Here is a 13,952-nt window from a genome sequence, read left to right on the forward strand (position 1 = left end):
GTTTGATAAGGACCAATCGGCGACAGTCACAGGCTTTACTCCTTTCTCGTCACTTTCTGTCTTTCCATTCGCCTTTGGCTCTGTATAAAACTGCACTATGACTTTGCGCGCAGATATCCCTTGCTTTGCCACCGCCCAGCGCGGTGCAGATCTGCGCGCCCTACTGATCCTAATCCGCCTCTGAGCGTGCCATCCGGTGCGCCCGCTCAGAGGGGAAAGCTTGCGCGCCAAGGATTGGATTTTAGGACAGACAAGAAAGATACCAACATGACAGCTGCACCTGACAAAGATCGCGTATGGATCTTCGACACCACTTTGCGTGATGGCGAACAGAGCCCCGGCGCAACCATGACCCATGATGAAAAGCTGGAAATCGCCGAGCTGCTTGACGATATGGGCGTCGATATCATCGAAGCGGGCTTTCCGATCGCCTCTGAAGGTGATTTCAAAGCGGTAAGCGAGATCGCCGAGCGCTCGCGTAAATCTGTGATCTGCGGTCTTGCACGGGCCAATTTCAAAGACATTGATCGCTGCGCCGAAGCGGTGAAGAAAGCCGCCCAGCCGCGCATTCACACCTTTATTGGCACCTCGCCACTGCATCGCGCTATCCCGAATCTCACAATGGATGAGATGGCCGATAAGATCCACGAGACGGTCACCCATGCCCGTAATCTGGTGGACAATGTGCAATGGTCACCAATGGATGCCACCCGGACGGAATGGGACTATCTCTGCCGGGTGATCGAGATCGCCATCAAGGCTGGTGCCACGACCATCAATATTCCCGATACTGTTGGTTATACCGCACCAATGGAAAGCGCAGATCTGATCAAGCGGCTGATTGAAACCGTGCCCGGTGCAGATGACGTAATTTTTGCCACCCATTGTCACAACGACCTTGGCATGGCGACCGCGAACTCACTGGCCGCGGTCGCGGGCGGCGCACGCCAGATTGAGTGCACGATCAACGGACTTGGCGAGCGTGCAGGCAACACCGCACTGGAAGAGGTCGTCATGGCGCTGAAGGTGCGCAATGACATAATGCCGTGGTCGACCAATATCGACACCAAGAAGATCATGCATATCTCGCGTCGGGTCGCCACGGTTTCCGGGTTCAACGTGCAGTTCAACAAGGCAATCGTCGGCAAAAACGCCTTTGCCCACGAAAGTGGGATCCATCAGGATGGAATGCTGAAGAACAAAGAGACCTTTGAAATCATGCGTCCCGAAGACGTAGGTCTATCTGGCACCTCCCTGCCCCTCGGGAAACACTCTGGCCGCGCCGCTTTGCGTGACAAGCTGGGCCAGCTCGGGTTTGAGGTGGGCGACAACCAGCTCAAGGATCTGTTTGTACGGTTCAAAGAACTGGCTGACCGCAAGAAAGAGGTGTTTGACGACGACATCATCGCGCTGATGCGTGCCAGTGGTGATGACGATGACCATCTAAAGCTCGTGTCGATGAAAGTGGTCTGCGGCACTGGCGGCCCGGCTGAGGCGACCATCGAGATGGAAGTCGACGGTCAGGACGTGAGCGAGACCGCCGAGGGTGACGGCCCAGTTGATGCCGCCTTTAAGGCAATCCGCAAGATCCACCCGAACTCAGCACATCTGCAACTATATCAAGTACATGCAGTGACCGAAGGTACCGACGCGCAGGCCACAGTATCTGTCCGGTTGGAGGAGAACGGCGTAATCGCGACAGGTGAGAGTGCCAACACCGATACGGTGGTGGCCTCAGCCGCTGCCTACGTTGGCGCACTGAACCGGCTGATTGTCCGCCGCGACAAGATGGGCGCAGGCGCTGACACGCGTGAGATTTCCTATAAGGACATCACCTGAGCGCTAAATATATTTAAAAAAGGGCCTGCAGCTTTGATAAGTCGCGGGCCCTTTTTATTTTCACCTTAGGCTTTTGGAATTTAGTTCACACTTATTTCAATTTCAGACTGCATAATGATATTTTAAAACCTTTAGAACCGTATCAACTGATTGGTGCCACATGACCATCCGGCACGGTTCTCAGACTTATTTGACCAAGCAATCTTGCAGAGCCATCTTTCAATCGCATCTAAAATCCGGTCGTTATAAGGATTTGCTGATTTCTCTGCGACCACTGATATCACCCAGTGATCCAAACGCTGAACTACTTGACTTGGTTGCCGACTGCTATTTTGGCTTGGAAGAACCAGATAAAGATGCCCAGGTTCTTAAGGCGGTCACAGAAACTTAGCCGGAAGTCCCAACCGCATGGGGTAAACTTGGTTCCCGTTATTTACAACTCGGAGAAAAAACTCACTGCCGCAGAACCTATTCGAAACGGGCTTTGCACGCACGATCCTACCTGAAGCCAAGTTCATATTCCAGACGCGCCACGCGCTTGATGTGGGACTGTCGCTGTTCTCCAATAATTTCAGCTCAGGCCATTACTATATCAACCGCCATGAATGGATCGGGCACATAATAAGAGCGAGCTTTGCCTGTCTCGATGACTACACGCTCAAACTTGGCCCGAGACTGCATGTACAATCCTACCGCAAACTCGTTGACGCCCCCGAAGACGAATTGAGAACGATCTTGTCCAACCTTGATCTAGAGAACGCCTCCGCACGGAGGCCGCGGAAGGATTAATTCAAACAGCATCGGCTATACAAGTGAGAGATGGAATAAACAAAGCGGGGCTGGGCAAGTGGCGTCACTTTGAGAATCAACTTGCTCCCCTGATCGAAGCCTTAGGTGGATGGGAGATACGAGACAGATCGTGAGGCGATTAGTTCGCGTTTTCTAAATTATGAAATATCTGATCTATCCGATCCGCCTCTTCCTTGGTCCCATAAGGGGCGTTCACTACAAACATACCGGATCCAACCATTCGGTGCCCCTTGCGGGCGGGTGGAAAGCGGACCTCATGGCGCAATGCACCCGGTAGGTCTTGCGCCTCCAAGGCCGACAGCATGGTCTTATGCGGGCCGTCGGTCAGGATCGGATACCAAAGCGCAATGACACCCACGTTCCACTTGCGGTGCAGCTTAGCGATATGGCCGGGAATCTGTGCGTAGTCACGCTTCACCTCATAACTGGGATCAATCAGCAGCATCCCTCTTCGGGGCGTAGGTGGAGCCAATGATTGCGCCAGCTCAAACCCATCCTGCTGATGCACATTCGCGCCTTGGGACCGCAAGGCTTGACGCAGAGCCATGTTTTCCTGTGGGTGCAATTCGGCAAAGTGCAGGCTGTCATCCCCACGCAACAAATGTGCGGCGATCAGCGGAGATCCGGGATAGGCCGCGGCACCATGTGCCTCGCGTGTCTTGGCAATAGCAACCGCCAGTGGGTGCCCTTCTACCAACATAGCCTGATCCAGAAGCCGGTTGATACCGGCCTCGGCCTCACCTGTTTTAACTGCCTCCGCAGCATCCAACTGATAGAGCCCGCGCCCGGCATGCGTCTCAATATAGCTGAGCGGTTTGTCCTTGCGGGTCAGATACTCCAGCATACGCGCCAGAAGCGCGTGTTTCTGAACATCAGCTAAATTACCGGCGTGGTAGATATGTTGGTATGACAGCATCCCAGCCCTCTAGCGGCAAAAACTAACAGACAAAAGCCCTGACGTGCTGCCCGCAGCGTCCTCGGTTATTAGTTCGCTCTGTTCAGGGTTTGGTCCTCTACTGACCGTTGATGATACTCCCACGGGGTGAGCCCGTCGAGGCTCGTATGTGGGCGATGGTGATTGTCATCGTCACGCCAGGCCGCGATCAGCTCTCGGGCGTGGCGCAGGTTGGCGAACAAGTGCTCGTTGAGGCACGCGTCCCGGAGGCGGCCGTTGACGCTTTCTACAAAGCCGTTCTGCATTGGCTTGCCTGGCGCGATGTAATGCCACTCCACCTTCCGATCTTCCTGCCATTTTAGAATGGCATTCGACGTCAGTTCGGTCCCATTATCGCTGACCACCATGCAGGGATAGCCACGCGTTCGAGCGATATTGTCGAGCTCACGGGCAACCCGCTGGCCGGAGAAGTGAGGTGTCCACGACCGCAGCCAGGCAGTCCCGACTGAAGTCGTCAATGACGCAGAGCACCCGGAAACGGCGGCCATCAGACAAACTGTCCGCGACGAAGTCCAGCGACCATCTCTGGTTCGGCCCTTGCGGGATCGCCATGGTCGCACGCGTCCCAATGGCGCGGTTTCGCCCGCCGCGCTTGCGCAGGCTCAGCCCCTCTTCGTGGTAGATCCGGTAGGGCTTCTTCCAGTTCACCTGCCAGCCCTCGCGGCCGAGCAGCAGGTGCAGCCGACGCCGCCGCCGTTCGCTGGACACCTCCCTCGGCCTCTCTCGCAACTCGGCGTCCGCAGGCCTGGTTGATCCACGCCGATAGACGCGCGGATCGATCCCGGCCAGGGCACAGGCCCGCCGCTGGTTGTCGTTCTTCTCTGTCATGGCCCAGTCCACGGCTCTCCGCCTTACACCGGATCTCTTTCAGCGTTGCCACATCAAGCATCTGCTCGGCCAACATCTTCCTGAGCTTGGCGTTCTCGACCTCCAGAGCCTTCAGCCGCTTGGCCTCGGACACTTCCATGCCGCCATACTTCGAACGCCATGTGTAGAAAGTGCCATCGCTGAGCCGTGCTTCCGGCACAGTTCCTTCGCCCCCATTCCGGCTTGGTGCTCCTTAAGGATGCCAATAATCGGCTCTTCGCTGAAACGGATTTTCCGCATCGCCTGTCTCCTCGCTTGGAGAACAGGCTAACTTCAAATCGCGGACTTTTCAGGGGAGCATGTCAACGCCAGTGGCAGTAGCATAGGTACGACAACGATAATCGCGGCCAAAGCGTGCAAAAACATCCCTAGGAAGAGAAGGAAGATATCGATCAACAACATTCGCAGGATGTAGTTGCCTGTCAGCCTACCTAGACCACTTGCGATTTTCTGAGGCAGTTGCTCATTCGCTAAAACTGCCCAAGAACTGCAGAGTCGGCAATAATCATCATAACGACAGAAATTCGACGGACCGTGGCCGACGCCAGTGAATAGACCTTCTGCACGTCCAGATCCCGACGGATTGGCCAGCCATAAATAGGTGCTGCAACCACACCCAAAGTCGCGGCTTCTGTGGGGGTGACAAAACCCCCGATCAGACCACCAACGACCAGAACCGGAATAAGCAATGTAACGGTAGCCCCATAAAATGCTGCGCCCAGACGCGCGACTTCAAACCGCTCATCAACGGCGTGCCCCATTTTGTGGGCAAAAATGTAGCTAGTAATCACGAATACGCCGCCCAGAAACACCCCTGGGACAATGCCGGCCAGGAATAAATCCTTGATCAACGTATTGGTGGTCATACCATAGAGGACCATTGGAATAGACGGTGGAATGATGATCCCCAATGTCGCGCTCGTCGCCCTCACGGACGCCGAAAACATGCGTGGATAGCCCTGTTTCTCCATCGACGGGACGAAGATCTTCAACATCACAGCAACATCGGAAACGGCAGATCCTGACATTTCCGCCATGAACATCGAGGTCACAACGTTTACATGCGCGAGAGCTCACCGCGCATCCTACCAAGGCACGTGCCAGTCCTATGATCCGATCTGGAATCGAAGTCGCCGCCATCAATTCTCCCATGAAGATGAAGAGAGGGATCGCGAGCAGCACCACTTTGTTCACACCGGAGAACAGTTGGATCGGAGCCATGATCAGATCAGTCCTGGAGAAGACCATGGCAATTGTCGCCGAGATCATCAGTGCAAAACCGATGGGCATTCCGAAGCAGATCAGAGCGAACAGAACAAAAACAACAAGCCGGGCCACCACCGACCCTCCGGCTGCTTTAGGAACCAGCTCAACGCTGCGGTGCACTGCAGAATGGCGGCGATCGGCAAGATGAGCATAAACCAGCCCAGGAAAATCTCTGCGGTCTCGATCTCCGTAGCGCCAGATACGCGGATCATTCGTATGGACGGCCAGAACAGCAGCACCCGAAAACCGGCAATAATGACGGTGTTGAGCTCTTCATCAAATCTGCGCCGTTTTTGCGACAGTGCGTCAACGAACATATCAAAGGCGATATGGCCTTCTTTGCGCCTGGCAATATAGGCTCCAAGAAAGGCCACCCGGACCAGCCAAAGGCCGGGGACTTCGTCAGCGGTGACAACAATGCTGCCAAGGGCATCACGGATGACGAAATAGGTCGGGCGAAAGCTCTCATTCTCTTTCGCCCAGTCCCTGAGAAGACCCAGCACCAGATAGCGGTTGAGGGCATTCAGGAAGATAGACGCCAAGGACACCGTGAAGGTGAGCACCGCCAGTGCCTCGGCAATTCTGTCGACGAAACGTAGCATCAATTACTCGCTGTACCGCGAACGATGGCGAGGTAGTCATCTCCCTGACTGTCGACATAGGTCTCATAGGCCTGATCGGTGATGGCCCGGCCCACCTCGGAGAACACCGCTCGTTGCTCGTCGGTTAGGCTATCTATGAAGGTCTGTGAGGCGAGCAGGAAGGATGGTGTATGGACATGACAGGTCAGAGACAGGTACTTGGCGACCTCGAAATGCTTCTGGTCTTAGAAGCCATACGTGGCTGCTTCTGCCCCATCGGCCACGCCAAACTGAAGCGCTGTAAAGGGTTCCCCCAAGACATTTTCTGCGGTGTCGCGCCCATCTGCTGGGACACGCCCTGACGGGACTTACCGCCAGAAATTCTGATCTTCAGACCTTTCAGATCAAAAGGTTCCTAAACAGAACGCTGAGTGTTGATGACATAGCGGAAGCCATTTTCGTAGACGCCGATGACATGAACATTGCCGACGTCTTCGATGCGATCACGGATGGCGTCTTCAAGACCAGTGGCCATGGTCCGACGGACATGATCCCGACCCGAGAACAGCCAAGGCAGGTCTATCTCTTCTTCTCAAAGAAATTCAGCCTTGATGGTGCTTTGTTGGTTCAGCCCAGCCTTCTTGGACTGAACAATAGATACTTGCTACAGGTGCTTGAAGACTATGCATCTAACAGGGCAGTCACCCTCAAAGGCGTGGCCCGTGCTTGATCCTACGGCACGAGTAGACCTCGGCTGGCTGCAAGAGCCGGATCGGAAGGGAATCATCGGTGTCAGGCTAAACCTTGTACGCACCGCCTCAGCGTTCGACTATGATGCATGGCCTGCAACCCTCGCTGCCGTTGAAAAGATGGGATGGCACATCGAATTACGCAGTGAAGCAGAATATCTTCCAGAGATTCTTCCTCAGCTGACACGCCACCGTGAGAAAATTGTGATCGACCATTTTGTGCCGGAATTTCCAACCCATTGCGTCGGCTGTGAAATCTGAAAATATTATGAATACCCTCGTGGCCGGGCAAACTCCTGCTCGACCACTTCAGTGCCCCATTGCTTACCTGCGGCCTCATGTATCAGCGAAAAACCATTCTTTTCATAAAGATGCCGTGCTGCATCCAAGCCCTTAAAAGTCCAAAGGCGAGTACTCTCAAATTTGTGCTCATCCACGAAAGAACTAGCGCTCTGAAGCAGAAGATTACCAATCCCCAACCCTTGTGCTGCGGGATTTACGATGAACCATCGCAAGTGGCAGACATCCTCGCCTAAATCTTCGCCGTCAAGCGAAACTGAGCCGAGTGGTTCATCACCTCGATAGGCTGAAAACGTAGTGTTCATTGGCCTGTCGATACGACTCATAAATTCTGACATCTCTGTTGCAACCTTCCGCTCAAAGACGGCACCAAATCCGTAATTTGCCGAGTAGTAAGACGCATGCAGATATGCGACCGAGGCTATGACACCGGGATAATAGCCCTGCCTAACCTCGACGTTGGCCGCAGAGGTTGCAGCTGTCTGGCGTTGAGCACGCAGTGCCTTTGCAAACAAGACTAAACCCGTTTCGATCTGGGCTAGGTCACTGTCGACGAGCTGATCACAGGCGGATCTCAACTGCTGCCGCCCAAAATTTTCAATCTCGCGCAGCAACCTTTGCCCGTCGATCGTCAATGCCAGTCGACGGGATCGCTTGTCAGAAAGATCCATTGTAATCGCAATCAAACCATCCTGTGCGAGTTTCTGCACAAGACGGCTGACGGATGATTTTTCGAGATGCAATAGATCGCCCAGATCTGTGGCTGTCGTAACAGTCCCATACCCTAGTTCAATAATGGCGTGCACGGCCGATGGAGACAGTTCGGTGCCTGCCAAACCCTTTTGCATAAAGCCAAGTTCGCGCACAATGGCGCGTGCAGATGATCTCATTCCGTCGATGCGCGGTGTGGGGATAGTGCGATTCATAGTTGTATCATACAACTTAATTTCTAGCCAAGCTACAGATAAGTGCGGCTCTTAACCTGTCTTCATAGGGTTTGTAACGGATGTTGATGTCAGAGGTTCGGATTCAGCTCCCGCGAGCGCAGAACATGATTCCGGCACAGCAGACGGGATGGTGGGCACGCGAATAGGACAGCGGTATGCGCGTGGGTTGCTCACGAAAAACGACCTAGCAGTGCGATTTGTAGTCAGGTTTTTCTATAGACTCATAGGGTCAAAGTTTTTGTCACCTGTTGCGAGCGGCAAGTGAAGGCGCACGCTCGTGCCGTGTTCAATCTTCTCTAATACAACCCCTCCATCGTGCCGCTGCATGACCTGCTCAACAATCGCGAGGCCAAGGCCCGTGCCCTCACCATTTTCCAGCTGCGAAAACCGACGAAACGCTGTCTCAGTCTGATCAAGGGGAATGCCACGACCGTCATCCTGTACCGTGACAAGGGCCAAACTATCATCAAGGCAGGTATGCACTGTGATCGATGTCATCTCACTCCCACCGTGAAGTAGCGCATTTTCCAGTAAGTTGGTCAGCGCCTCGCCAATGAGAATAGGATTGCCATTTACCCACAAAGTCCCAGTTTCGGGGCTCAACACAAAATCCAGATCCCGTGATAAAGCCTTTGGTGCGAAATTGCGGCAGGCCTCCTCAACCACCTGGTTGAGTTCAAAGCACGACTGCAGGCTATCATCTTCGTAGCGTAGTCGCTCCAGAGAAAGGAGCTGTTCAGACAAACGTGCAGAGGTCCGGGCAGCTTCAATCAACTCTATCTGGCGGGCATCGCGATCTGCTGAATCCCTTACGTCCGGCAAGGTTTCCGCAAGAGCCAACACTGCTGACGCCGGATTCCGGAGCTGGTGCGCGGCATCGGATATAAACGCCTGATGTGCCTCAATGCTGTTCTGCACCTGAGCCAGCAGCCGGTTGAGGGTCGAAACGATGCCCGCGACCTCATTGGGAACAGGTCGCTGGATCGCTCCCAAATCTTCCGGAGAGCGTTTCCGGATGGCGTCTTGCAAGTCATTCAGCGGCCTGAGGCCGATCTGCACCCCAAACCAGACCACCAATGCGAGCGCCGCCATTAGCGCTGCCATCAAAGCGGCGGCACGTAGGGCTAATACGTGAGCAAAGGCACGGCGATCACTCACACGTTGCCAGACGGTTACAACCGAGTCGCCAGAAAGATTGCCAATCGTGCGGCTTTCGATCATGCGCAAAACGCGCACCTCTTCGCTGCGATAGTTCGCCGCATAATAGAACGGCACATCGCGTTCAACGGCGGTATCAGGGCGCGGTGGATAGGCGTATCCGGTGATATAGATACCACCTGGACCAGTGACGTGATAAAATACCTCTCCCTCGCCCGCATTGGAGATGAAGCGTCGCGTACTTGGCGACAGCGCATCACCATCGGAGATCGCGACATCGCGCGAAATCGCCAAGGCGGCAGACAACAAGCTACGATCAAAGAGTTCTTCGGACGTGCGCTGCGCCACTTCAAATCGCCAAAGACCTAACAGCACTGAGACCACCAACAAAGGCGGCAATATCACCAGAAATAGCCGCAGGCGTAGCGACATGGATTTCATGGGGTGGAAACCTCAAGCATGTAGCCAAGGCCACGCGCTGTCTTGATCTTGATACCAAAGGGCGTGAGCCGTTTGCGCAGGCGTGAGACATGTGGCTCGATCGCGCTCTCCTCTGCGTCGGACCCGGTGCCATAGACATGAGTAATAAGCTGCGCCTTTGAAACAATTCGCCCGCGCCGTTCCAGAAGACACTCCAGTGTGGCGACTTCCTTGCGCGGGATATCAAGCGGCTGTTCGTCTTGCAGCAATTGGCGCGACGTGCGGTCAAAAACCAGTGAGCCGAGTGTGTCGCGCGCATTAAGTTCAAGGTTTTTGCGACGGGCCATGGCACGCAAACGCGCCTCCAACTCGTCCATCTCGAAAGGTTTCGTCAGGTAGTCATCTGCCCCAGCGTCCAACCCGGTCACGCGTTCAGCAGTGTCGGATCGCGCCGTGAGCAAGATCACCGGTGTCCCATCACCGCGCCTGCGCAGGGCACGCAAGACTTCAATCCCGTCCATACCCGGCAAGTTCAGATCCAGCACCACCAGATCCGCGCCTTCCTGTGCCAAAAAATGGTCCGCCTCCGCTCCATCATGCAACAGGTCAACCGCATGGCCGCGATCCCGCAGACGGAAGGCAATTCCGTGGGCCAATGCTGTGTTGTCTTCGACTACGGCGATACGCATGGCTACTTCTTTGTCATAGTTCGCAAGTTTCACGCAAGGTTGAGAGAGCAAGGTGCTGATGTTGGAGGAGGGAATCACATCCCTTTAGTTAAGAATAGATGGAACATTGGGCCGACGGCCTGGCGTTTCAGGTCTACGGGAGGAAACCAATGACCATCAAGCAACTTGCAACTTCGGTTGCAGCAGCCGCACTTCTGGCCTCACCTGCACTGGCAGACGTCGATATGTCCGGTAAGACAATCGAATGGATCATTCCATTTTCGGAAACCGGCGGATCCGCAAAGTGGGCCAACTTCTTTGCGCCACTGTTATCCGAAGAGCTGCCCGGCAACCCCACTGTTGTGGTGAAGTTTATGCCCGGTGCTGGATCAACCAAAGGAGCCAATTGGTTTCAAGAACAAGAACATGAAGATGGAACGCTGCTCTTTGGAACCTCGGGTTCAACTCAGTTCCCCTATTTGCTGGGTGACCCACGTGTGCGCTACGAATACACTGACTGGACCCCGGTTATGGCCTCGGGCACCGGTGGTGTCGCATATCTAAATCCAGATGACGGCGCGAAGTTCGACGGTTCCGCGAACGGCCTCAAGGAGGTAGATTTCATCTACGGTTCGCAAGGAGCCACCCGTCTTGATCTGGTGCCGCTGCTTGCCTGGGAAATGCTGGGTATGAACGTGGAGCCCGTATTCGGGATCAAAGGGCGTGGAGACGGCCGCCTGATGTTCGAACGCGGCGAAGCAACGATCGACTATCAAACCTCCTCTGGCTATCTCGGATCTTCTGCTGATCTGGTCGCGCAAGGCAAGGCTGTGCCCATGATGACTTGGGGCGCTTTAGATACTGATGGCAACATCATGCGCGACCCGACTTTCCCCGACATCCCGACCTTTAAAGAAGTCTGTGAAGCGACCGACGGTTGTGATACCTCCGGTGAAGCCTGGGACGCTTGGAAAGCATTCTTCGTCGCAGGCTTCCCAGTTCAGAAAATTGCATTCCTGCCTGCAGGCACCCCAGATGATGTCCGCGACACCTTTGCGAGCGCTTTTGATGCTGTACGCAAGCGCGAAGATTTTCCAGAAATCGCCGCCAAACGCGTAGGGAAATACGAAGTGTTTGTCGGCAACGGTGCCAAAAACGCGACAACGACTGGCACAACCGTGTCATCCGAAGCCAAAGCATTTGTGACCAGCTGGTTGCAGGATGCATATGGCGTATCGCTGAAGTAAGCGCCTTACATAGCGGCCCTGCCCCGAACCTAATACGGCGCTGGGGCCGCAGCTTATCCTTCTGAAAATCTACTCTTACGAAAGCCGGTGCGATGGACCTATTCGCCACCGCCCTACCTGCGCTTGGCCAGGCATGGGCCATGATTTTGCAACCTTCTGTCCTAGGGTACCTCGTGCTTGGGGTCGTGATGGGGCTGGCTGTTGGTGTATTCCCCGGCCTCGGCGGCATCGCGGGCCTTTCGTTGCTGTTGCCGTTCATGTTTGGCATGGATCCGGTGCTGGGCCTTGCCCTGATGGTCGGGATGGTGGCCGTTGTACCAACATCCGACACTTTTGCATCGGTGCTGATGGGTATCCCCGGATCGTCAGCATCACAGGCGACGGTGCTGGATGGCTTTCCACTAGCGAAAAAGGGGCAAGCAGCACGAGCGCTGTCGGCGGCGTTTACATCTTCGCTATTCGGCGGCTTGGTCGGCGCAGCATTCCTTACGATGTTCATCGTGGTGGCACGGCCGCTGGTGCTGGCCTTTGGCCTGCCGGAAATGTTGATGATTTCGGTTCTCGGCCTATCGATGGTGGCCGTTTTGGCCGGGCGTGTGGCGCTGAAAGGTCTGGCGGCGGCCGGTCTCGGCATGCTGATTGGCACCATTGGTGAGGCCGATGCCGGTGGCAGTTTGCGCATGGCCTCCTATGATATCCCATACCTTACAGACGGGTTGAAACTGGTGATCGTGGGCCTCGGCATCTTTGCCGTGCCGGAAATCATCTCGCTGCTGCGACAGGACCGCGCAATCGCAAAGGACGCCACCCTGGGCGCGGGCTGGGGTGATGGCGTACGCGATTGGTTCGCAAATAAATGGCTCTCTCTGCGCTGTTCCCTGATCGGCGTTGTGGTTGGTGTAATCCCCGGCCTTGGTGGCTCAGTTGTGGACTGGATCGCCTATGGCCACGCGGTGCAGACAACCAAGGACAAATCAAACTTCGGCAAAGGCGAGATCCGTGGTGTAGTTGGTCCGGAAAGCTCTAACAACGCCAAAGAAGGCGGCGGGCTGGTGCCGACATTGCTGTTCGGCATCCCCGGCTCCGGATCGATGGCGATCTTCATCGGTGCGATTGCGCTCTTGGGTTCGGGCGACATCGAAGTCGGCCCTTCTATGCTGCGTGACAATCTGGATATCACCTATTCCATCGTTTGGCTGCTGGCGCTTGCGAATGTTGTTGGTACGCTTTTGTGCATCGCGGCGTCGGGCGGTATCGCAAAACTGACAACGATACGCTTCACCTACCTCGCACCCTTTCTCTTTATGCTGATCAGCTTTGCGGCGTTCCAGTCAGGTCAGAACTTCGAGGACATCCTCGCGCTGTTCGTGATTGGCTTGATCGGCATTTTCTTGCGCCGTTTTGACTGGTCTCGCCCGGCTTTCCTAATTGGCTTTGTTCTGTCCAACCCGGTTGAGAAATTCTCTAACCAGGCATTCCAGATCGCATCGTTCCGCTTTCGCAAATCCTTTGAAGAGGGAATGGACTATCTGTTCTCCCCCATAGTGATCGTACTGCTGGTCGTGACTCTCGTTTCCGTGGTTCTGGGTCTGCGTCAGGCGAAATCGATTATGGCTGAGGGTGACGTACAATCCGGATCCAAGCGTGCGCCGTTGATTTTCCTGTTGGTGATCTCGGCCTATGTCGTCGCGGCTCTGATCAACGCAAACATGATCCCAGAGTACAATATGACCGACAAGATTGTGCCATTGGTGATCGGAGGCATTACGCTTGCTGCCCTTCTGATCCTGCTTGTACAGATGATCCTACGCCCTGAAACCGATGCAATCTTTGCCGACAAGGAACTGGCGGGCGAGGACGCAGACGCGCCTTATGGCCTCTGGAGCACCTTGGCCTGGTTCGTGGGCCTGATCGTAACGACGTATTTTCTGGGCTTCATCCTTGCACTTTGCGGTTTCCTGATCTCGTTCCTTCGGGTTCGTGCCCAAGCCCCATGGCCAAAAACTCTGATCCTGGCCGCCGCTGGTATTGCCCTGATGTGCGTCATGGCCGGCGCGTTGAACCGCGACTTCCCTCCGGGTCTTCTTCAAGACGCCGTCGATCTACCATGGCCCCTGAAATGAAGCCGCTGACGTAATTCCCAGG

Annotated in this window: 14 protein-coding genes and 3 pseudogenes; 6 read left to right on the forward strand and 11 right to left on the reverse strand. The window is 55.1% G+C overall.

What is annotated here, in order from left to right; translation table 11 throughout:
• Positions 1-267 precede the first annotated feature (267 nt).
• Positions 268-1,839 (forward strand): 2-isopropylmalate synthase, encoded by a 1,572-nt coding sequence (locus ACEWZM_RS04975; protein ID WP_414005391.1) that lies wholly within the window; start codon positions 268-270, stop codon positions 1,837-1,839.
• Between the two features lie 456 nt (positions 1,840-2,295).
• Positions 2,296-2,628: a sulfotransferase gene (locus ACEWZM_RS04980; RefSeq protein ID WP_414007957.1), complete on the forward strand. Its 333-nt coding sequence runs from the start codon at positions 2,296-2,298 to the stop codon at positions 2,626-2,628.
• Between the two features lie 139 nt (positions 2,629-2,767).
• On the opposite strand, the gene ACEWZM_RS04985 is transcribed toward ACEWZM_RS04980, so the two are convergent.
• From ACEWZM_RS04985 to ACEWZM_RS05020, 8 genes and pseudogenes are all read right to left on the reverse strand, one after another.
• Positions 2,768-3,565, reverse strand: a complete 798-nt coding sequence (locus tag ACEWZM_RS04985; protein ID WP_414005392.1) for a 23S rRNA (adenine(2030)-N(6))-methyltransferase RlmJ — start codon at positions 3,563-3,565, stop codon at positions 2,768-2,770.
• Between the two features lie 68 nt (positions 3,566-3,633).
• Positions 3,634-4,711: pseudogene (locus ACEWZM_RS04990) on the reverse strand (IS3 family transposase).
• Positions 4,712-4,744: 33 nt separating this feature from the next.
• Positions 4,745-4,930 carry a TRAP transporter large permease subunit gene (locus ACEWZM_RS04995; RefSeq protein WP_414007958.1) on the reverse strand — a complete coding sequence of 62 codons (186 nt, stop codon included), beginning with the start codon at positions 4,928-4,930 and terminating at the stop codon, positions 4,745-4,747.
• Between the two features lie 11 nt (positions 4,931-4,941).
• A complete protein-coding gene (locus ACEWZM_RS05000; RefSeq protein ID WP_414005393.1) occupies positions 4,942-5,514 on the reverse strand; it encodes a TRAP transporter large permease subunit in 573 nt (190 codons plus the stop codon).
• 97 nt (positions 5,515-5,611) lie between these two features.
• Positions 5,612-5,761: pseudogene (locus ACEWZM_RS05005) on the reverse strand (TRAP transporter large permease); the annotation flags it as partial.
• An 11-nt stretch (positions 5,762-5,772) separates the two neighbouring features.
• Complete coding sequence (locus ACEWZM_RS05010; RefSeq protein ID WP_414005394.1) at positions 5,773-6,339, reverse strand: TRAP transporter small permease; 567 nt, start codon at positions 6,337-6,339, stop codon at positions 5,773-5,775.
• Entirely contained in the window at positions 6,339-6,533 is a 195-nt protein-coding gene (locus ACEWZM_RS05015; protein WP_414007959.1) for a hypothetical protein, read from the reverse strand. Before ACEWZM_RS05015 ends, ACEWZM_RS05010 begins: the two co-directional genes overlap by 1 nt.
• Positions 6,524-6,853, reverse strand: a pseudogene (locus tag ACEWZM_RS05020) (hypothetical protein). Before ACEWZM_RS05020 ends, ACEWZM_RS05015 begins: the two are co-directional and overlap by 10 nt.
• On the opposite strand from ACEWZM_RS05020, the gene ACEWZM_RS05025 reads away from it, so the two are divergent.
• Positions 6,794-7,048 (forward strand): hypothetical protein, encoded by a 255-nt coding sequence (locus ACEWZM_RS05025; RefSeq protein ID WP_414008084.1) that lies wholly within the window; start codon positions 6,794-6,796, stop codon positions 7,046-7,048. The pseudogene ACEWZM_RS05020 and the gene ACEWZM_RS05025 sit on opposite strands and share 60 nt — an antisense overlap.
• Positions 7,041-7,328 carry a hypothetical protein gene (locus ACEWZM_RS05030; RefSeq protein ID WP_414005395.1) on the forward strand — a complete coding sequence of 96 codons (288 nt, stop codon included), beginning with the start codon at positions 7,041-7,043 and terminating at the stop codon, positions 7,326-7,328. The genes ACEWZM_RS05025 and ACEWZM_RS05030 overlap by 8 nt, the downstream gene beginning before the upstream one ends.
• Positions 7,329-7,333: 5 nt before the next feature.
• Here ACEWZM_RS05030 and ACEWZM_RS05035 read toward each other — a convergent pair whose 3' ends face one another.
• From ACEWZM_RS05035 to ACEWZM_RS05045, 3 genes are all read right to left on the reverse strand, one after another.
• Positions 7,334-8,293: a bifunctional helix-turn-helix transcriptional regulator/GNAT family N-acetyltransferase gene (locus ACEWZM_RS05035; protein WP_414005396.1), complete on the reverse strand. Its 960-nt coding sequence runs from the start codon at positions 8,291-8,293 to the stop codon at positions 7,334-7,336.
• Positions 8,294-8,527: 234 nt separating this feature from the next.
• A complete protein-coding gene (locus tag ACEWZM_RS05040) occupies positions 8,528-9,913 on the reverse strand; it encodes an ATP-binding protein (protein ID WP_414005397.1) in 1,386 nt (461 codons plus the stop codon).
• The gene (locus ACEWZM_RS05045; protein WP_414005398.1) at positions 9,910-10,581 is read right to left on the reverse strand and encodes a response regulator; all 672 of its coding nucleotides are present in this window, start codon (positions 10,579-10,581) and stop codon (positions 9,910-9,912) included. Before ACEWZM_RS05045 ends, ACEWZM_RS05040 begins: the two co-directional genes overlap by 4 nt.
• A gap of 149 nt (positions 10,582-10,730) precedes the next feature.
• Between ACEWZM_RS05045 and ACEWZM_RS05050 the strand changes: the two genes are divergently transcribed.
• Positions 10,731-11,807 (forward strand): tricarboxylate transporter, encoded by a 1,077-nt coding sequence (locus ACEWZM_RS05050; protein ID WP_414005399.1) that lies wholly within the window; start codon positions 10,731-10,733, stop codon positions 11,805-11,807.
• Positions 11,808-11,899: 92 nt separating this feature from the next.
• Positions 11,900-13,930 carry a tripartite tricarboxylate transporter permease gene (locus ACEWZM_RS05055; protein ID WP_414005400.1) on the forward strand — a complete coding sequence of 677 codons (2,031 nt, stop codon included), beginning with the start codon at positions 11,900-11,902 and terminating at the stop codon, positions 13,928-13,930.
• Positions 13,931-13,952: the final 22 nt, after the last annotated feature.

Source organism: Phaeobacter cretensis (assembly GCF_047372505.1).
Taxonomy (GTDB): domain Bacteria; phylum Pseudomonadota; class Alphaproteobacteria; order Rhodobacterales; family Rhodobacteraceae; genus Phaeobacter; species Phaeobacter cretensis.

Bases quoted from the DNA above. Each gene is read 5' to 3' on its own strand.
- ACEWZM_RS05010 (WP_414005394.1), bottom strand. From the start codon at position 6,339: ATGCTACGTTTCGTCGACAGAATTGCCGAGGCACTGGCGGTGCTCACC.
- ACEWZM_RS05035 (WP_414005396.1), bottom strand. From the start codon at position 8,293: ATGAATCGCACTATCCCCACACCGCGCATCGACGGAATGAGATCATCT.
- ACEWZM_RS05040 (WP_414005397.1), bottom strand. From the start codon at position 9,913: ATGAAATCCATGTCGCTACGCCTGCGGCTATTTCTGGTGATATTGCCG.
- ACEWZM_RS05045 (WP_414005398.1), bottom strand. From the start codon at position 10,581: ATGCGTATCGCCGTAGTCGAAGACAACACAGCATTGGCCCACGGAATT.
- ACEWZM_RS04985 (WP_414005392.1), bottom strand. From the start codon at position 3,565: ATGCTGTCATACCAACATATCTACCACGCCGGTAATTTAGCTGATGTT.
- ACEWZM_RS05055 (WP_414005400.1), top strand. From the start codon at position 11,900: ATGGACCTATTCGCCACCGCCCTACCTGCGCTTGGCCAGGCATGGGCC.
- ACEWZM_RS04975 (WP_414005391.1), top strand. From the start codon at position 268: ATGACAGCTGCACCTGACAAAGATCGCGTATGGATCTTCGACACCACT.
- ACEWZM_RS05050 (WP_414005399.1), top strand. From the start codon at position 10,731: ATGACCATCAAGCAACTTGCAACTTCGGTTGCAGCAGCCGCACTTCTG.
- ACEWZM_RS05000 (WP_414005393.1), bottom strand. From the start codon at position 5,514: ATGTTCATGGCGGAAATGTCAGGATCTGCCGTTTCCGATGTTGCTGTG.
- ACEWZM_RS05025 (WP_414008084.1), top strand. From the start codon at position 6,794: ATGAACATTGCCGACGTCTTCGATGCGATCACGGATGGCGTCTTCAAG.